Annotated in this window: 17 protein-coding genes; 11 read left to right on the top strand and 6 right to left on the bottom strand. The window is 63.6% G+C overall.

Annotation, left to right across the window (positions count from 1 at the left end):
* Positions 1 to 211: 211 nt before the first annotated feature.
* Positions 212 to 499, top strand: coding sequence for a hypothetical protein (locus IVA80_RS31025; protein WP_247438599.1), 288 nt, complete (start codon positions 212 to 214; stop codon positions 497 to 499).
* Between the two features lie 14 nt (positions 500 to 513).
* Positions 514 to 1,428 (top strand): hypothetical protein, encoded by a 915-nt coding sequence (locus IVA80_RS31020; protein WP_247438597.1) that lies wholly within the window; start codon positions 514 to 516, stop codon positions 1,426 to 1,428.
* Between the two features lie 7 nt (positions 1,429 to 1,435).
* Here IVA80_RS31020 and IVA80_RS31015 read toward each other — a convergent pair whose 3' ends face one another.
* The 5 genes from IVA80_RS31015 to IVA80_RS30995 all read right to left on the bottom strand — a co-directional run bounded on the left by IVA80_RS31015 (position 1,436) and on the right by IVA80_RS30995 (position 6,742).
* Positions 1,436 to 2,311, bottom strand: coding sequence for a Crp/Fnr family transcriptional regulator (locus tag IVA80_RS31015; protein WP_247438595.1), 876 nt, complete (start codon positions 2,309 to 2,311; stop codon positions 1,436 to 1,438).
* Between the two features lie 686 nt (positions 2,312 to 2,997).
* The gene (locus tag IVA80_RS31010; RefSeq protein WP_247438593.1) at positions 2,998 to 3,186 is read right to left on the bottom strand and encodes a CsbD family protein; all 189 of its coding nucleotides are present in this window, start codon (positions 3,184 to 3,186) and stop codon (positions 2,998 to 3,000) included.
* Between the two features lie 180 nt (positions 3,187 to 3,366).
* Positions 3,367 to 4,971: an alpha-amylase family glycosyl hydrolase gene (locus tag IVA80_RS31005; RefSeq protein ID WP_247438591.1), complete on the bottom strand. Its 1,605-nt coding sequence runs from the start codon at positions 4,969 to 4,971 to the stop codon at positions 3,367 to 3,369.
* Between the two features lie 40 nt (positions 4,972 to 5,011).
* A complete protein-coding gene (locus tag IVA80_RS31000; protein ID WP_247438589.1) occupies positions 5,012 to 5,554 on the bottom strand; it encodes a hypothetical protein in 543 nt (180 codons plus the stop codon).
* A gap of 12 nt (positions 5,555 to 5,566) precedes the next feature.
* Positions 5,567 to 6,742 carry a zinc-dependent alcohol dehydrogenase gene (locus IVA80_RS30995; protein WP_247438587.1) on the bottom strand — a complete coding sequence of 392 codons (1,176 nt, stop codon included), beginning with the start codon at positions 6,740 to 6,742 and terminating at the stop codon, positions 5,567 to 5,569.
* A gap of 163 nt (positions 6,743 to 6,905) precedes the next feature.
* Between IVA80_RS30995 and IVA80_RS30990 the strand changes: the two genes are divergently transcribed.
* Positions 6,906 to 7,688 (top strand): SDR family NAD(P)-dependent oxidoreductase, encoded by a 783-nt coding sequence (locus IVA80_RS30990; protein ID WP_247438585.1) that lies wholly within the window; start codon positions 6,906 to 6,908, stop codon positions 7,686 to 7,688.
* Positions 7,689 to 8,045: 357 nt separating this feature from the next.
* On the opposite strand, the gene IVA80_RS30985 is transcribed toward IVA80_RS30990, so the two are convergent.
* On the bottom strand, positions 8,046 to 8,450 hold the full coding sequence (locus IVA80_RS30985) for a response regulator (protein WP_247438583.1): 405 nt from the start codon (positions 8,448 to 8,450) through the stop codon (positions 8,046 to 8,048).
* Between the two features lie 89 nt (positions 8,451 to 8,539).
* Here IVA80_RS30985 and IVA80_RS30980 point away from each other — a divergent pair, with 89 nt between their 5' ends.
* The 8 genes from IVA80_RS30980 (at position 8,540) to IVA80_RS30945 (ending at position 17,883) form a co-directional block, all read left to right on the top strand.
* The gene (locus IVA80_RS30980) at positions 8,540 to 9,547 is read left to right on the top strand and encodes a chemotaxis protein CheB (protein WP_247438581.1); all 1,008 of its coding nucleotides are present in this window, start codon (positions 8,540 to 8,542) and stop codon (positions 9,545 to 9,547) included.
* A gap of 10 nt (positions 9,548 to 9,557) precedes the next feature.
* Positions 9,558 to 9,824 carry a hypothetical protein gene (locus tag IVA80_RS30975; protein WP_247438579.1) on the top strand — a complete coding sequence of 89 codons (267 nt, stop codon included), beginning with the start codon at positions 9,558 to 9,560 and terminating at the stop codon, positions 9,822 to 9,824.
* A 358-nt stretch (positions 9,825 to 10,182) separates the two neighbouring features.
* Positions 10,183 to 13,350 (top strand): CheR family methyltransferase, encoded by a 3,168-nt coding sequence (locus tag IVA80_RS30970; protein WP_247438577.1) that lies wholly within the window; start codon positions 10,183 to 10,185, stop codon positions 13,348 to 13,350.
* Positions 13,350 to 14,096: a Crp/Fnr family transcriptional regulator gene (locus IVA80_RS30965; protein WP_247438576.1), complete on the top strand. Its 747-nt coding sequence runs from the start codon at positions 13,350 to 13,352 to the stop codon at positions 14,094 to 14,096. The genes IVA80_RS30970 and IVA80_RS30965 overlap by 1 nt, the downstream gene beginning before the upstream one ends.
* A 168-nt stretch (positions 14,097 to 14,264) precedes the next feature.
* The gene (locus IVA80_RS30960) at positions 14,265 to 14,447 is read left to right on the top strand and encodes a hypothetical protein (RefSeq protein WP_247438574.1); all 183 of its coding nucleotides are present in this window, start codon (positions 14,265 to 14,267) and stop codon (positions 14,445 to 14,447) included.
* A 187-nt stretch (positions 14,448 to 14,634) separates the two neighbouring features.
* A complete protein-coding gene (locus IVA80_RS30955; RefSeq protein WP_247438754.1) occupies positions 14,635 to 14,835 on the top strand; it encodes a hypothetical protein in 201 nt (66 codons plus the stop codon).
* A gap of 362 nt (positions 14,836 to 15,197) precedes the next feature.
* Positions 15,198 to 15,404 carry a hypothetical protein gene (locus tag IVA80_RS30950; protein WP_247438572.1) on the top strand — a complete coding sequence of 69 codons (207 nt, stop codon included), beginning with the start codon at positions 15,198 to 15,200 and terminating at the stop codon, positions 15,402 to 15,404.
* Positions 15,405 to 15,561: 157 nt separating this feature from the next.
* A complete protein-coding gene (locus IVA80_RS30945) occupies positions 15,562 to 17,883 on the top strand; it encodes a molybdopterin guanine dinucleotide-containing S/N-oxide reductase (RefSeq protein WP_247438570.1) in 2,322 nt (773 codons plus the stop codon).
* Positions 17,884 to 18,173 lie beyond the last annotated feature (290 nt).

The following is an 18,173-nucleotide window of genomic DNA, read 5'->3' as shown; positions in this document are numbered from 1 at the left end:
AAAATCCTGCGCGCTTAACCTGGGATAAAATCCGGGGCAGTTTGAAGGGAACGAAGAGCTTCCAGGATGAAGATGAAGAAGATGATGATGCTTTGAGGGAGCCCCACATCGTACGTTCGAAAGAACAAATCCTGTCGGCCGGCGTTCACGGCGAATAGTCCGACGCGATGGCCAATCCGTCGCTCGGTCTTGTCAGCAACCGAGGTGTCACATGTCTTCCAAATCAGAAAGCAGCGAAGCCCAGCAGACCACCAGTCACGACGTCATCCGGAAATGGACGGAGGAGCGCGGTGGGAAGCCCGCCACGGTCAAGGCCACGGAGGAGGACGGGCACGCCGGCATCCTGCGCATCGATTTCGATCCGCCCGACCAAGCGCTCGACCGGATCAGCTGGGACGAATTCTTCGCAAAGTTCGACGAGACTGGCATTGCGTTCCTTCACCAGGACCGCACCAAGGACGGCAAGATGAGCCGCTTCCATAAATTCGTGCGGCGCTGATCGGATCATTGCGAGTGTCGGGCAGCTGGACCGAGGCGATGCGCGCAGGCGACTTCGAACGCGCCTGGGCGATCAACGACCGCGATCTGACGATGGTTGCGTATCCCCCAAAGCACATCGGGCCACGTCACCTCCAGCGGATCTGGCGCGGTGACGACTTGAAGGGCAAGGACGTGCTGGTCCGCTGTTATCACGGGCTCGGCGACACCATCCAGTTCCTCCGTTTCATGCGGCCGCTTCGTGACATCGCGCGTCGCGTTACGGTGTGGTGCCAGGGCGAGCTTCTGCCGCTGGTCGAGCGAGCGGCTGGCGTCGATCGTGCCCTTGCGCTCCACGAGGGTGTCCCTGACCTCGACTTCGAGGTCGATATCGAGATTATGGAAGTGCCGCATGCCATAAGGTCGCGGCGGGACCAATTCGAGATGCGCGCACCGTATGTGTCGTTGCCATCCGCAGGCGATCCGAATTTGCCTCGATATGGCATGGCCGTGGGCCTGGTCTGGGACGTCGGCGATTGGGACAAGAGACGCGCCATTCCAGCCGCACTGTTGCGGCGCCTGGCCATAGCAGGCGTGACACTCTATTCGCTCCAGCGCGGAGCCAAGGCGGGCGAACTGGCCGAGATCGGCGCGAGCGACATCAGTACGCCCGATATTGCGGCTCTCGGTCATCTCCTCCAACGGCTCGATCTCCTGATTTGCGTCGACACCATGGTTGCCCATCTTGCGGGAGCCCTCGGATGTGAGGCGTGGGTCTTGTTGCATGCCGATTGCGACTGGCGCTGGCCGTCAGACGAGGCTCACTCCTTATGGTATCCGAGCCTGCGGCTGTTTCATCAGAGGACGCTGGGTAATTGGGATGTCGTGCTTGCGCAGGCGCGGACGGCGCTGGTTGGGCGCTCCGGCGGTCTCCTCCAGCGCGTCGTTTGAAAATGGCTCAAGCGAGCGCAACGTCCGCCGTAAGCGGCCCGAGATGGGACGGCGGCCCATCGTCATAATTGGGCCGAATCCCCAGATAGGCCGGATCGAATCTTGCGAGCCGCACAAGTGCCGGCCAGTCCGTGATAGTCATGGTCTTGCCTTGCCATTGCAGAAGGTTGCATCGGCGCAGTTCCTGGATGGTGCGGTTGGCGTGGACTGGGGAGATGCTGCACGCCGCGGCAAGGTCCGATTGGGTGAACGGTGATGGCAGTCTGAAATCTCTCGCAAGGCCGACATTTTGCAGGCGCATAGTGATCTCGCACAGCAGATGCGCCACGCGCGCCAGTGCATCCCGACTGCCCAGGTTGACCGTCCAGTTGCGCTGAATGGCCAGGTCGGTGATCAGCATCAGCAGCAATGCGCGCGACATGGCGGGCGAGCGCGTGGACAGATCGTGAAAGAAGCGATGCGGCACGAGGGCGACGATGGTAGGGCCGAGCGCTATCAGGTTGCCGCTGACGCGAGGGCGATAAAGCGTCTCTAGATTGGCGATGTCACCGGGAACGCAGATTGACGTGATCTGCCCGTCCGTGCTCTCCGCATCCTGCCAGGACAGATACCCCTGGAGCAGCAGACAGCATTGGGTGGCATCGTCGCCATGCCGCAGGATGATCTGATGCGAACTTAGATGCGCAATTGTGCTCGCCATGTCCGCAAGCAGGTGGAGATCATCGGCAGCTACGGTGGCGAGGCTCGCCAACCGGTCGGCGAGCTTGGAGAATGCAAATCCTGCTTGCATTGGTCGTCCATTGCCCGCTGCCCGTCTCCTAGTCTGATCAAGGAGAACGGCAGAACGCATTAAACTTTGATAATTCGCAACATTCATGCGCATTATCTGGTTCCAAAGCTTACGCCAGAACCATTGGTCGTATCGAGAAGATCGCTGCCTTTGGTCATCGCGACTCCCCGGGCACGTTGCAAAACCCGCTATCTGGCGCATTCGGGTACCTCCACGCTGGTGCCCCGCGCCCCATGCGCAAACGTTCTCATGCAAGCATCAGTGCCAGCCGGTTTCCGGCGTCGGTGGCGAACCTAGCTCCATAGTAGTCCAGTTTGCGCTTGCGCTATCTTGAGATGTAATCGGAACATTTGGACTGAGCGTCCATTATTGAAAAGGACCTATTTAGGATTGGGCTTATGGGCATCGAGCGTATGCACTCGCCGAGGTATTGGCAGATGCGGGCGGAAGAATTCCGCACCAAGGCCGACAATTGCGAGCATGTTCAAACCCGGCGGGCGCTTCGCGACGTCGCGAAGAATTACGATGAGCTAGCTCGCCGAGCCGTACAAATCCGAACCCTTCAAGATATGGATGAGCGTCCAGCAGGGAAGAGACGCCACCTTCAATCCCGGCAGTTGGGGGCCGAGCCGCATCTACTGGAATGAGCACGCCGTCGAGCGCGCCATCCGACACGCTTCGTTGATCAGGCCGAGCGCGAAGTCGCCGTCCGTTGGTGGACGGGACGCCTGTGTCGGTGCGCTGCGCTGTGTTGGAAGGTTCCGGTTGCGGTTCTGCGCTCACGTCAGCTGCCTGAGCTTCTTCAGCGGATTGAGCTCGCGGGGCTTGTCCTGCTCGTTGGGGCCACTTCCCGCTTGCGCTTTACCGTCATCGTGAAGATTCTGGTCGCCGATAATCTCGCCGACGGCTTGCCTTGCCGACGATCCGTTGCTGAAGATCCTTGGTCTTGCCCATGAAGTCTTGCCCATGAAGTCTTGCCCATGAACCTCCTCCAACTTGACCTGCCTCCAAGCTCATGAGCGCTACCCCGGCGCCTGAAGGGAGGCGAGCGCCGGGGCTGCGGCTTCGTGCAGTCTGCCTCCGGCAGGGGGGACGTCGGAGGCGTTGATCAGATTCTCTGACGCGCGAATGGTTCCTTCCCGCCGCCATCACCGGGCCTCGAGTGCGATGATCACGCCTTCGTTGCCCCGGAGCAGGATGGAAGCATCCGGCAATAGCTGGGAGAGCCGGTCCAGATGTGTCGACATCAAGAGGCGGCCGTGACCCTGCCAGTGCCATTTCCTGGGCTCGGCGCCGATGTTGAGCGCGACCAGAATTTCGTTCCGGCTATCCGTCCGCTTGTAGGCAAGAACGTCGTTCTGCGATCGTAGAGGCTCGTAACCGCCCTGGCGCAGGCATGAATGCTCGCGCCGCAGCGCCATCAGCGCGCGAAATAGCGCCAGGATCGAGCGCTCGTCGCGTTGCTGCCCGGCCACGTTGGCCACGCCATCAGAAGGCTCCAGCGGAAGCCATGGACTGCCCGTGGTGAAGCCGCCGTCGGGGCTGTCATCCCACCGCATCGGCGCGCGTTCCGGGTCGCGGCACAGCCCGTAGCCTGGCACGAGCTTCTCGAAGGGATCGCGGATGCGGTCGGACGGAATGGAGACGCGCTTGCGGCCGATCTCGTCGCCCATGAAGAAGAACGGCGTTCCCCGCAGCGTCATCAGCAACATCGCTAGCACGCGCACCTGCGCGTCACCGACCTTGCTCGCGATCCGCTGCTTGTCGTGACCGCCGACGACCCAGACCGGCCAAGCATGCTCCGGGATCGCGTTGAAATAGGCATCGATCGTTGCCTGCAACGAAAGGGCATCCCACCGCGAGTCGAGCAGGGCGAAATTGAGCGGCAAATGCAGGCGCGGCCGGTCGTTGCCATAGAAGTGGCCGATGCGGTCGATCTTGCCCTGGACTTCGCCGCAGAGCAGCCGCTCCGGATAGTCGTCGATCACTTCACGGATGAATTCGATGCAACTCATCGTCTCCGGCCGGTCGTCGGTGAACACGGGCGTCAAACGCTGCGGCGGTGGTTTGCTCTTGGCTTTCGGATTGGGCGGATTGTCGCGCAGGAACTCGTCCTTGATCAGGACCGCGCTGGCATCGACGCGAAAGCCATCGACGCCGCGCTCGAGCCAGAAGCGCATGGCATCGGCGATCGCGGCGCGCACGGCCGGATTGCGCCAGTTGAGGTCGGGCTGCTCGACCAGGAAGGAATGATAATAATATTGCCGCCGTGTCTCGCACCATTCCCAGGCGCTGCCGCCGAAACGGCTCAGCCAATTGTTGGGCGGGCCGCCATTTTCGGCCGCATCGACCCAGATGTACCAATCGGCCTTCGCGCTGTTGGGCGAGCTGCTGCTCTCGACGAACCATTCGTGATCGTTCGCGGTGTGATTGGGCACGAGATCGAGGATCAGGCGGATCTCTGCCGCGTGCAGGGTCTTGAGGAGGCGGTCGAACTCGTCGAAGCTGCCGAAGGCAGGGTCGATGGAGCAATAGTCGGAGATGTCGTAGCCGAGGTCGCGGAAGGGGCTCTTGTAGATCGGCGTCAGCCACACCGCGTCGACGCCGAGCCATTTCAGGTAGTCGATCCGAGACGTCAGGCCGGCGAGGTCGCCCTTGCCGTCGCCGTTCGAGTCCTGGAAGGAGATCAGTGCGATTTCGTAGATGACGGCGGGTTCCCACCACGCAACTTCGTCACGGGACTCGACGCTCATTGCCTTGCTTCACCTCGCCGTACCAGAACTTCGCTCGATCTCAGGACTGCCCGACCGTGGCATGCGCTGCGATCTGCTTTGCCGCGCTTCGCGCGCTCTCGATGCCCTTGGGGAAACCGCTGCGGTTCGGATACAGCTTGCGCCGTGCGTCGCGCGGCGGCCGTTGCGGCTTGGTGTCCTGCGCGGCGCGGTAGTCGAGCATTGCGATGCCGCCGACCATCAGCAGCGCCAGTGCGATGTTGCCCTTCTTGGGATTGTCGGCCGTCAGCCCCGAGAGCAGCGCGGCGGCATCGAGGCCGTCGCCGCCGACGCGGGCCCACAGGCCGGCGTTCTTGTCGACCGAGAGCGACATGATCCCGGCAAGGATCTCCCGCACGCCGAAGGCGCGGACCAGCGTCTCATGGCCTTCCACGCCCAGGGTTTCCGTGACACGCCGTGGCGCAAAGAACTCAACGACACCGAGACCGATGCTGAACCAGCCGAGCGCGCGCGCGAGCTGGTCTTCCGGCCGCTTCAGGCTGGGCCCACCCTCGACGATCCTGGGGTCGCCCTTGGTGCGTACGATGTTGGAGAAATGAAACATTGGTCCTGCTCCTCAGGGCTTCAGCACAACCTTGACGCAGGAATCGCGCTTGTCGCGAAACACCTGGTACATCTCGGGGCCTTGGCTGAGCGGCACGGTGTGGGTGATGACGAAGGACGGATCGATCTGGCCTTCTTCGATGCGGTGGAGCAGGTCGTCGCTCCAACGGTTGACGTGGGTCTGGCCGGTCCGCATCGTGAGCCCCTTGTTCATGAAGGCGCCCATCGGCATGTTATCGGAGAGGCCGCTATAGACGCCGGCGACGGAGATAACGCCGCCGGGCCGGCAGACATAGATCATCTCGCGCAGCACATGCGGCCGGTCGCTTTCGAGCATCACCATCTGCTTGGCGCGATCGAGCAGCGTGTCGGGCTGCGAAGCCAGTACGTGCGCCTCCATCCCGGCGCAGTCGATGCACTTTTCGGGTCCCTTGCCGTCGGTGAGTTCGTTCAGCCGCTCCACCACGCTTTCGGTTTCGAAGTTGATGGTGGTGGCGCCGCCGGCTTCCGCCATGCTGAGCCGCTCGGGCAGGCAGTCGATCGCGATCACCTGGTTGGCGCCGAGCAGGATGGCGCTGCGGATTGCCATCTGTCCGACCGGGCCGCAGCCCCAGATCGCGACCGTGTCGGTCGGCTCGATGTCGCAATGCACGGCGGCCTGCCAGCCGGTCGGGAAGATGTCGCTGAGGAACAGCAATTGCTCGTCGGGGACGCCGTCGGGGACCTTGATGTGGGTGGCGTCGGCGAAGGGTACGCGCAGATATTCGGCTTGGCCGCCGGGATAGCCGCCGGTCAGATGGGTATAGCCGAACAGGCCGGCGCAGGAATGTCCGAACACCTTTTCAGCGAGATGACGCTTGCGGTTGGTGGTTTCGCAGACCGAGAAATTGCCGCGCTTGCACTGGTCGCATTCGCCGCAAATGATCGTGAAGGGCACGACGATACGGTCGCCCTTTTTCAGCTTGCCGTCGACGCCCGAGCCGACCTCGACCACTTCGCCCATGGTCTCGTGGCCCATGATGTCGCCGGGCAGCATGCCCGGAATGAAGTTGTGAAAGAGGTGCAGGTCGGAGCCGCAGATGGCGCAGCTCGTGACCTTGATGATGGCATCGCGCGGGTCCTGGATCTCCGGATCGGTGACGGTGTCGCACCGGATGTCCTCCTTGCCGTGCCAAACCAGCGCCTTCATCTCCGTCCTCCGGGCTGAACCAGTTGGCATCTAAGTCCAGGAATGAACGATGGTTGCTATCGCCGGGCGCAAATTGTTGGCACTGCACCGGTTCAGGCAGATAGGAACGAGGGAGCAGGGGAATTGATTGTGCGTGATCATCTCAATGCCAGGGATACGTCACATGCCCGCCAATCAACTCGCCGTCGTCACCGGCGCCTCCACCGGTATCGGCCTGGAGCTCGCCAGGTGCTGTGCCCAAGCAGGGTTCAACCTCGTCATTGCGGCGGACGAGCCCGCGATCGAGAGGGTGGCCGTCGATCTCCGCAGGCTTGGCGTCAGCGCGGAGGCGGTCGAGGCCGATCTCGCCACCACCGAAGGGGTCGACAAGCTCTGTGCTGCCGTGGGCGACCGGCCGATCGCCGCGTTGCTGGCCAACGCCGGCGTCGGCCTCGGCAAGGCCTTCCTCGATCAGGATTTCGCCAGGATCAAACATCTCGTCGACACCAACATCACCGGCACGCTCTATTTGATCCATCGCGCCGGCAACGAGATGCTGCGGCGCAATTCCGGCCGCATCCTGATCACGGGCTCGATCGCCGGCTTCACGCCCGGCAGCTTTCAGGCGGTCTACAATGCCAGCAAGGCCTTTCTCGATTCATTCTCGTTTGCGCTGCGCGAGGAGCTGCGCGACAGCGGCGTCACCGTCACCTGCCTGATGCCCGGCGCCACCGAGACTGAATTCTTCCGGCGCGCCGACATGATGGACACCAAAGTCGGCACCGAGCAGAAGGACGGTGCCTACGAGGTCGCCAAGGCCGGCTTCGATGCGATGATGCGGGGCGAGGCCGATATCGTCACCGGGCTGAAGAACAAGGTCCAGACCATGGTCGCCAACGTTACGCCGAACGAGATGTTGGCCAAGCAGCATCGCAAGATGGCAGAGCCGGGCACGGCGAAGTCGTAGAACGATACCGTCGAAATCGTGGCGGAGCGGCGCGGCTCATCCCGCGGACCGACAAAGGAGGACGCCGATTCACATCGATTCACATAGCCTAATGCGGAAAGCTCCCCGAGCCATCAGACTGGTTCGGCTGGAAAAGGGGGCTGTGATGCCGATGGATCGCGTCGAACAGGCCTTTGTCGCAACGGCAATCACGGGTTTCCTCGTGATGATGGCGGCAATCGTCTGGATGATGATAGGCTGACGGCCGGGAGGCTTGCTGATTTGCGGGTCGCGCTACCTTATGCTGCGGTGCTCCTGTGCCTGGCGGTGACCGCCTGGCTCGCTTTCGCGCATTTGTTCTGATCGTCGTTCTGCCCATCAACTCTGCGGATCGGCGATGAGCGCGGCCAGCCTCTGCGCCATAGCCGAAAGATCGATCGGTTTTTCCAGGAGCGGCACGTCTTGGAATTCCGGACTGATTGTGATCCTGTCGTATCCGGTCGTGAACATGAAGGGCACGTTCCGCGCCTTCAGTTCGCGGGCCACCGGAAAGATCATTTCGCTGCGGATGTTCACGTCGAGCACGGCGGCATCCAGAATGCTGCCGTCGTGCAGGATCCTGAGCGCGTCCTCGATATCACCCACCGGGCCCGCGACGTCTGCGCCGAGCGCGCGAAATGTCCTGCCAATGTCATCGGCGAGAAAATATTCGTCCTCGACAACGAAAATGCGCCGCCCGCTAAGCGGCATCCGCGGACGCGACGACGTCGGCGATATCGCCATGGTGCCTCTCCATGCCTTCCTTTGCAGTCCGTAGGAACATAGGGCCAGGACCCGCCTTGGTACAAACGATGCAAACGAAGGTGAGTTCCATGAGCAACCGCGACATCATCGTCATCGGGGGCTCAGCCGGAGCGACCCAGCCCCTGAAGCAGATCCTGAGCCGTCTGCCACCGGACCTGCCGGCAGCCGTTTTCATCGTCCTGCACATTCCGGCGCAGGGCATCGGCATTCTCTCGACGGTCGCCAGCAGCGCCGGCCCGCTTCCGGTCCGGCAGGCCGAAAACGGCATGAAGATCGAGCCCGGGCAGATCTATCTGGCCGCACCGGACCATCATCTGCTGCTGTCCCAGGATCACGTGTTCCTCGGGCGCGGTCCGCGCGAGAACATGGTGCGGCCGGCCATCGACGCCTTGTTTCGCTCGGCCGCCATCAATCACGGCCCACGCGTGATCGGCGTGCTCCTCAGCGGCCTGCTGTCCGACGGTGCGGCCGGTCTCAACGCCATCAAGCGTTGCGGCGGGATCTCGGTGGTTCAGGATCCCTCGGACGCCATCGCCGATGAAATGCCAAGGAGCGCCCTGGAGGCGACCATCATCGATCTTTGCGTCCCCGGCGCCGGAATGGGCGATGTTCTGTCCGATCTCGCCAGGGAGGCCGCCGGCGTCGCGCTGCCGATCCCGCCGGAGATCCGGCTCGAGGTCGAAATCGCGGCCGGCGAACGGATCGGCAGCGACAATCTCGCGTCGGTGGCTGATCCGGTTGCGCTGACCTGCCCGGCCTGCGGCGGCGTGCTGTCCGAGATCAGGGAATCGCGCCCCATGCGCTTTCGTTGCCAGGTCGGTCACGCCTTCACCGCCGACGTCCTCGCAAAGGAGCAGGAGGGGCGAGTGGATGAAGCCTTGCGGGTCGCGCTGCGCATCATCGAGGAGCGGGCGGAGCTAGTGCAGCGCATGTCCGCCGACGGCCGGCGCAGCGGCCGGCCTGCGGTTGCCGAGATGTACCAAACGCGGGCGGCCGAGTATCGCGAATATGCCGACATGATCCGGCGGGTCGTGCTAAAGTCGCTTGATCCTCCGGCTCACAAGCGGGAGGCTTGAGGGCTTCGCCATGGCCATTTCCCTTGCCGAATGGACCGAGCAGCTCGATTCCGAGCGCCGCCATCTGATCAGGGCCGATCGGGATATCGAGGAGGGCTGGCAGCGCATCCGCGACCAGGAGGATCGGGCCCGTGAACTCAATGCCGGCGGCCGCGACGCGCATCAGGCGGAACGGTTGGTCGAGGTGCTGAAGCAGACCCTGACGGAATGGCTGCGCCATCGCGCCCTGATCGAGCAGCGCATTGCCTATCTTCGGCAGCAAGTCGGTCCGGAGTGATCCGGGGGGCGTTGGCAGGCCGCCTGAACTCGACGCCGAGCTCGAACATAAAGTCGAGTTGCCGCTCGACGCTGCGGCGCAAACGATCGTTCTCGCGGAGCAGCCGGCGGGCGGTCGCGGTAGCATCCTCGGCCCGCCTGATCAGGGCCGCGAGTTCTTCCGACGTCTGCATCACGAGGCTCCTGCCGTACGCGACTATGGGCCTTCGGTCGGGAATTGACAACGATGCTCACAGTATGGGCTGTATGGACGCGGCGTGACTTTTCCGCCTTTCACCTGTCGGGACAACCTCAATTCTGCTACTTGCGGCGAGCGGGTGCCCGCTGGTTCCCGTCACTGAATGAGAGCTACCGAGACCATGCATGAAGTTGGCGACCAGCCGGTCGAAAGAGAGCGCCAGATCAGGTCCCCGCTGATCATCGGGGTGGGTGCCCCGCCGGCCCCTCTGGATAGCATCGAGCGTTTCTTTGCCAAGCTGACCGTTGGGGCCGACCAGGCCGTCGTGCTGGCGCTTCAACATCATGAGGGCTTCGACGAGCCGCGGCTGCGCCAGATCGTGCAAAATTCCAACGGCGGCGAGGTCTCCGACATCGGCGACGGTCAGACCGTCGAGGGCGGCACGATCTATCTGTGCCCGCCGGCGATGATCACGACCATCCGGGGCGATCGCTTCGCGGTCCGCGAGGCCGAGCAGGCGCCCGGCGAGCGGGCCACGATCGACAGCTTCCTGGTGTCGCTGGCGGAAGAACGCGCCGAGCAATCGATCGGCGTGATCCTGTCCGGCATCGGCGGCGACGGCACGCTGGGTACCGCGACGCTGAAGGATCACGGTGGTCTCGCCATCGCCGAAAAGGGCGCGAGTGACGAGGCCGATCATCTGAAAGACGCCAATACGCCGGCGGCGATCGCCGACTACGTGCTCTCTCCGGAAGAGATTGCCGAGCACATCCAGGTCTATGCCCGTCATCTGCGGCGGCTGGAGGAGAAGCAGGGGTTCGACGAGGTGCTGGCCGCTGCAGCGACCTCGCTGTCGCGCATCGCCGACATCCTGCGCAGCAAGACCGGCAACGATTTCTACGGCTACAAGCAGAACACCTTCCTGCGCCGCGTGCAGCGGCGGATGCAGGTGGTCCAGATCGCCGAGATTTCCGCCTATGTCGATTTCCTGCGCAACGACAAGGACGAGGCGCAGCACCTCTTCAACGATCTCTTGATCGGCGTCACCGAATTCTTCCGCGACAAGCGCGAATTCGAGGTGCTGGAGAGCCAGATCGTCCCGAAGATCTTCGAAGGCAAGGGCGCGGGCCAGCAGGTTCGCGTCTGGGTGCTCGGCTGCGCCACCGGAGAGGAGGCCTATTCGATCGGTATCCTCCTGCGCGAGCACATGGCCGGAATGGACTCCGCGCCGCAGGTTCAGATCTTCGCTACCGACATCGACGGACGGGCGCTGGCGGCCGCGCGGGTCGGCCGCTACCGCACCAAGATCGAGGCGGACATGACCAGCGAGCGCCTGGCGCGCTGGTTCGTGCGCGAGGGCGATACTTATTGCGTGGTCAAGGAGCTGCGCGAGATGTGCATCTTCTCGCAGCACAACGTGATCAAGGACGCACCGTTCTCCAAGCTCGATCTCGTCTCCTGCCGCAACCTGCTGATCTACCTCAATGCCGAATTGCAGAACCGGGTGATCCCGCTATTCCACTTCGCGCTTCTGCCGGATCGCTTCCTGTTCCTCGGCAATTCCGAGAACGTGACGCGGCATCCAAAACTGTTCGCGCCGATCGACCGCCGCGCCCGCATCTTCAAGAAGCTGGAGACCGGAACGCGGCTGCCGCCGGAATTTCCGATCACGACCGCCGCGGGGAGGGCACGCGCCGAGGTGCCGCCGTTGCGCTCGTTCCGCCCCGACATCGGCCTGGAGCGCCGCGCGCAACGGATCGCGGAGCGCTACGCGCCCGCCTATGTCATCACCGACGGCAACTTTCAGGTCCTGCACTTTTCCGGGCGCACCGGCCGCTACATCGATCCGACGGCAGGCGCTGCCACGCTCGACCTGCTCCAACTCGTTCACCGCGATCTCCGCTTGGAACTGCGCGCGGTGCTCAGCCGCGCGGCGGAGAGCGATGAGCCCGCCCATGCCGAGCAGGTGCAGCTCGGCGCCAATGGCCATCGCACTCTCGTCGACATCACGGTGGAGCCGATCCGGGAGGGCGTCGGCGGCCACCGCAATTTCGTCGTCCTGTTCAAGGACGGCCCGGTGCGCACCATCGATGCCGATCAGAGCAATCCCAATGCGCTGGTGCAGACCGAGCATGTCGAGCGTATCGAAAGCGAGCTGCGGGCGACGCGGGAGCGCCTTCAGGCGACCATCGAAGAGCTCGAAAGCACCAACGAGGAGCTGAAGTCCTCGAACGAGGAATACCAGTCGCTCAATGAAGAGCTTCAGTCCGCAAACGAAGAGCTCGAAACCTCGCGCGAGGAATTGCAGTCGGTCAACGAGGAACTGACCACCGTCAACGGCGAGCTGGCCCACCGCGTCCAGGAATTGACGCGCGCCACCAGCGATCTCGAGAATTTCCTGGAGAGCACGCAGATCGCGACCGTGTTCCTCGATAACGATTTGCGCGTGATGAACTTCACGCCGGCGATCACGCAGGTTCTGCATCTCGTCGAAACCGACACGGGTCGCCCCATCGCGCATATCAAGGCGCGTATCCCGATCGAGGAGCTCTACGACGACATTCGCGGCGTGTTGCGGACGCTTGCCAGCGCCGAGCGCGAGCTGAGGGCACCGGACAGCGGCACGCGTTACATCGTGCGCATCCTGCCTTATCGCAGCATCGACAATTTCATCGCCGGGGTCGTCATCACCTTCGTCGACGTCACCGCCATCACCCGCGCCGAGGAGCGGCAGCGCCTGCTGCTGGCCGAGCTTCAGCATCGGGTCCGCAACACGCTCGGCGTGGTGCGCTCGATCGCCCGTCGCACGGCCGATACGAGCTCGACGGTCGAGGAGTTTGCGTCCCATCTCGATGGCCGGCTCAACGCATTCGCCCGTAGCCAGGCGCTGGTGACCCGCGATCCTGAAGGCGGCGTAGACCTCGAATACCTCGCCGTCGAGGAGCTGCTGGCCTATAATGCCAGAGAAGGCGAGCAGGTACGTGTCACCGGTCCCACCGTGCGTTTTCAGTCGAAGGCCGCGGAAACCTTTGCGCTTGCCATTCACGAACTCGCGACCAACGCGCTGAAATACGGCGCCCTGAGCCGGCCGACGGGTCGTATCGAGATTTCCTGGCGCATTGAGCAGAGCACCGAACTGGCGGAGCTGGTGTTCGAGTGGCGGGAGCGCGGCGGGCCGCCGGTTGCGCCGCCGCCGCACAAAGGATTTGGGACCGAGCTTCTGGAGCGTACACTCGCGTTCGAGTTCAAGGGGCAGACCACCATGGCATTCAATCCTGCGGGACTGCAATGCAAGATCACCATTCCTCTCAGCAAGCGGGCGTTTCATACACCGGCGATGGCCAGCTGATGCCCTTGTCGATGCTAGATCGTACCCTGGTGGACCCGGTCATTCGCCGGCTGAACGTGCTGAGACCCTTGTCGACAGAAGCCCGCACCTCGCTTGAATACGCAATGCTCGAGGGGATCCAGCGCGCAGGATCGAGCGAGGATCTGATCTCGGAGGGCGATCCGATCGACAGCGTCCGCCTCGTGCTGTCGGGCTGGCTCTGTCGCTACAAGACGCTCGAGGACGGCCGGCGCCAGATCGTCAATTTTCTCTTTCCCGGTGAAAGTTGCGACGCGCACGCGTTCCTGCTGTCGGTGATGGACCACTCCATTGCGACGATGACACCGGTCGTCTACACCGAAATCAAGCGCGCGCGGTTTGAGGATTTGGTGGCGAGCGACCGCTCGCTGGCAGAAGCGTTCTGGTGCGAGACCCTCGTCAGCAACGCCATCCAGCGCGAATGGGCTATCAATCTCGGCCGTCGGGTGGCTTTTGAACGCGTGGCCCATCTGTTCTGCGAGATTTTCGAGCGGCTGCGTCCCGTCGGCATGGTTGAGGGCAATTCCTGCGTGATGCCGGTGACGCAAATGGATCTCGCTGACGCCACCGGGCTGTCGGTGGTTCATCTCAACCGCACGGTTCAGGAGCTGCGTGCCTCCGGCCTGATCGTGCTGCGCGATCGCACGCTGACCATCAACGATCTCGATGCGCTCAAGGACGCGGCGCTGTTCTCGCCGAGCTATCTGCAACTCTATCGGCAGGGTTGACCGGTCTTTGGCTCGGCAACGTGGGTCTTTCGGCCGAGCAACGTACCCTATCGACGGGTTTCGAGATACTTGATCCAGGTTAGCGTTCACGGATAATTTTGAGCGGATGGCTCGTTTTGAGTAACTTGCGTAAAGGCGCGTCCGCCCCGAAGCTTCTATCGTCGATGGATGAACGACGCCCTGCTTGCCCGCGCTGCACGCGCGATCGAAGCGAGCCGCACCCTCCGGGCGCAGCACAGAGTGATCGCGGATCAGCTTGATGATGCCACGCGCGAGGCGCGCCGGGTGGTGATGGAAAGCGCGATGTTGCGCTCGGAGATCAAGGCTCTTCGTGACAACCAGGAAGAGTAGAGTCTCATAAGGCTCGCCGCGCCCGGCATTCCGCGAGCCGGTGCCTTTTCGCAGGCATGGAGAAACCGTTCGCGGTCCGGAACGTTAAACGTCCGTCATGCCGGATGGCTGTGGCAGCCACCGGAGAAGAACGCAACCGGTGAAGAACGCAACGGCGCGCTCCGCCCATGAACAGGGAGAAGTCCTCATGTTGACGCGGCATCGTGTCAAGCATACGGATGCGCTGGAAACGCGCTTGGCCGCAGAAGCCGAGCGGCTTCGCGAACGGGCCATGTCGCTTCCGCCCGGCGCTGCACGCGACGAGATATTGCGCAAGGCGCGCCAGGCGGAAACGGGTTCTCAGATGAGCGAGTGGCTGCGGTCACCGGGGCTGCAGCCGCCGGAGTAAAGGCAGGCCAGGACGAAGGGGTACGTGCAGCACATGCTGCACGCGCCGACGGGTATGTCGGCGTGATCCTCCTTCACGTCTTTCATGAACAAGTGAATCAGCATTTCGGTTCCCGCGTAATCGAGACCGCGCTGGCTGCGCGAGGGCTGGCGCGCATCCCGGCGCCGCCCCCTCTATGCTTCTTGCTTCGCCGGGCAAAATCACACACCGTTAACCTATTGAAATGCCGGAACCCGCTGTTGCGGCCGAAGCTACAAACACTGCCGGGCTGGGCCGCCCCAGCCGGCACGAAACCTGGGCCCCGGCGCCCAACCTCCCGCCGGGGCCAATTTCTCTCTATGCGAAGTTTTTTGTGAAAGTAGATGACCGCCAAACGCAACCGCAGGAAACAGACCCAATCGCTCCAGGAGCGGTTGGCGACATTCGCCGAAAGGGCCCGCGAGCGCGCGCGCAGCCTGCCGCCCGGCAAGGAGCGCGAGATGCTGCTGCGACGCGCCAAGCAGAACGAGGTGACCTCGAACCTGACGGACTGGCTGAGCGCGCCCGTCTACCCGAGACGAGGAGCATGATCATGTGGAGCATCAAGCAATATCGCGCTTTCGGCGGCGGCGGATTCACCTGACCACACCGCGCACGGGAGCCCAGCGTTTGCGTCAGCCCTGATCTCGATGACATCGGGACGTGGATCGGTATATTGCCACCACGTACCGGAACAAGGATCAGACGATGGACGATACGATTGGCTTTCCCGACCCCGGCCTCGACCTGTCTGACGGCTTCAAGCCCCACACCTCGCATTGGGGCGTGTTTTCCGCGCGTCAAAGCGAAGCCGGACTCGAGGTCAGGGCCTACGCGGGCGACCCCGATCCGAACGGCATCATCGACAATTTCCCCGGCGCGCTGCGGCATCAGGCGCGCATCGCCCAACCTGCGATCCGCCGCGGCTGGCTCGAGCGGGGGCCAGGCCCGGACGATCGCCGCGGCCGCGACGAGTTCGTCTCCGTGAGCTGGGAGAAGGCGCTCGATCTCCTCGGCGACGAGCTCTGCCGCATCCGCGGCACGCGCGGGCCGTGCGCCGTGTTCGGCGGCTCCTATGGCTGGTCGAGCGCGGGCCGCTTCCATCACGCGCAGAGCCAAGTGCACCGTTTTCTCAACATCGCAATGGGCGGCTATGTGCGCTCGGTGAACAGTTACTCGTCGGGCGCGTCCTCGGTGCTGCTGCCCCAGATCCTCGCGGGCTACGAGGACATCACCAAGCGCAACGTGACCTGGGAGCAGATCGCGACCGACACCGGCATCGTGCTGGCGTTCGGAGGCATGGCGCTGAAGAATTCCATGGTGGCCGGAGGCTCGATCAGCAAGCATGTCGAGCGCGGCGCGATGGCAGCGGCGCGCCGGCGCGGCTGCGAGTTCGTCCTGGTCAGCCCGCTGCGCGACGATCTTCCGGTCGAGGCCGGCGCCGAATGGATGACCTGCACGCCTGGCACCGACACTGCGCTGATGCTCGGCATCGTCCACACGCTGGTCGCCGAAAGCCTGCACGACCAGGCCTTCCTCGATCGCTACACGGAAGGATGGCCCGTCTTCCTGCGCTATCTCACCGGCGAGAGCGACGGCCAGCCCAAGCATGCCGAATGGGCCGCCGCGATCTGCGGCGTCGAGGCAGAGGCGGTCCGCACGCTCGCCCGTCGCCTTGCCGGAAAGCGCGCGCTCATCACAATCTCGCATTCGCTCCAGCGCGCCGAACATGGCGAGCAGCCGGTGTGGATGGGCATGGTCCTTGCGGCAGCGCTCGGCCAGATTGGCCTTCCCGGCGGCGGTTACGCTTATTCGCTGGGAGCGATCGGCTATTACGGCCGTCGCGTCAACGACGTGCCGGGGCCGACGCTGGGGCAGGGCCGCAATAGTATCAGAGATTTCATTCCGGTGGCGCGCATCGCCGACATGCTGCTCAACCCCGGCCGCACCTATCGCTACAATGGCGAGACGCGCACCTATCCGGATATTCGCCTCGTCTATTGGGCCGGCGGCAATCCCTTCCATCACCACCAGGACATCAACCGCTTGCGCAAGGCTTTTGCGAAAGTCGACACGCTGTGCGTGCACGATCTCGGCTGGACCGCTACCGCGCGGCACGCCGACATCGTGCTGCCCGCGACGATGACGCTCGAGCGCGAGGACATCGGCTATTCCAGCAACGACCCCCTGATGGTCGCCATGCACCGGATCGCCGAGCCGTTTGGTCTTGCGCGCGACGACTACGAGATTTTCGCCGATCTTGCCGAACGTCTCGGCGCGCGCGAGCCTTTCACCGAAGGCCGCACGTCGCGGCAGTGGTTGGAGCATCTCTACGCGCCGACCCGCGCTTCGCTCGAAGCGCGCGGCTTGGAGGCCCCGAGCTTCGACAAATTCTGGCAACGCGGCAGCCTGGTCGTGCCGCAACAGCCCGACGACGGCGGACGGCTGCGCCGCTTCCGCGAGGATCCGGTCGCGCATGCGCTGCCGACGCCGAGCGGCCGCATTGAAATTTTTTCGCAGAAGATCGCGGGCCATGGCGATGCCGATTGCCCGGGCCATCCGGTCTGGCTCGACAAGACCGACATGCCCAAGCCCGGCGCGCCGTGCTTCCTCGTCGCCAACCAGCCGGTGACGCGCTTGCACAGCCAGCTCGATTTCGGCGGACATTCGCAAGGGGCAAAACATCGCGGCCGCGAAGTCGCACGCATGAACCCGCGCGATGCGGATGCGCGCGGCATCAAGGACGGCGACATCATCCGCCTGTTCAACGAACGCGGCGCCTGCCTTGCCGCGGTCCACGTTACCGACGGCATTGCGCCCGGTGTGGTGCAACTGCCGACCGGCGCCTGGTACGACCCGATGGACCCCGAGGACGAGGCGCCGCTCTGCGTTCACGGCAATCCCAACGTGCTCACCCGCGACGTCGGCACCTCATCCTTCGCGCAAGGCTGCACCGGGCAGTTGACGACCGTCGAGGTGGAAAAGTTCACGGGCAATCTGCCGCCGATCCGGGCGTTCGACCCGGTGTAGGTGCGTCGCAAGACCGTCGCCCGGATTGCGCTGCACTCCATCCAGGCTACGGGCCTTGCGCTGCCCGACGGGCAAAACACCTCTAACGGCTGTCAATCCACGCGCGCAAAAATATTTCACTTTACCGAAATTCGGAAATCGCGTATGTGTCGCTCATCCCGGCTTGACCTTGAGGGGCGATCATGTGTCGCCATTTTTCGCGAGCCGGGCTTGCGGTGGACGCGGCAGCGTCGGCACGAGAGGGTGCGGGCAGGGCGGGTAGCCCCTGTGAGCTCGAAACCGCGTGCGGA

It is taken from the genome of Bradyrhizobium sp. 139 (assembly GCF_023074175.1).
GTDB lineage: Bacteria > Pseudomonadota > Alphaproteobacteria > Rhizobiales > Xanthobacteraceae > Bradyrhizobium.
The sequence above is the reverse complement of the archived record's forward strand: the minus strand, read 5'-3'. Positions and strand labels throughout refer to the sequence as shown.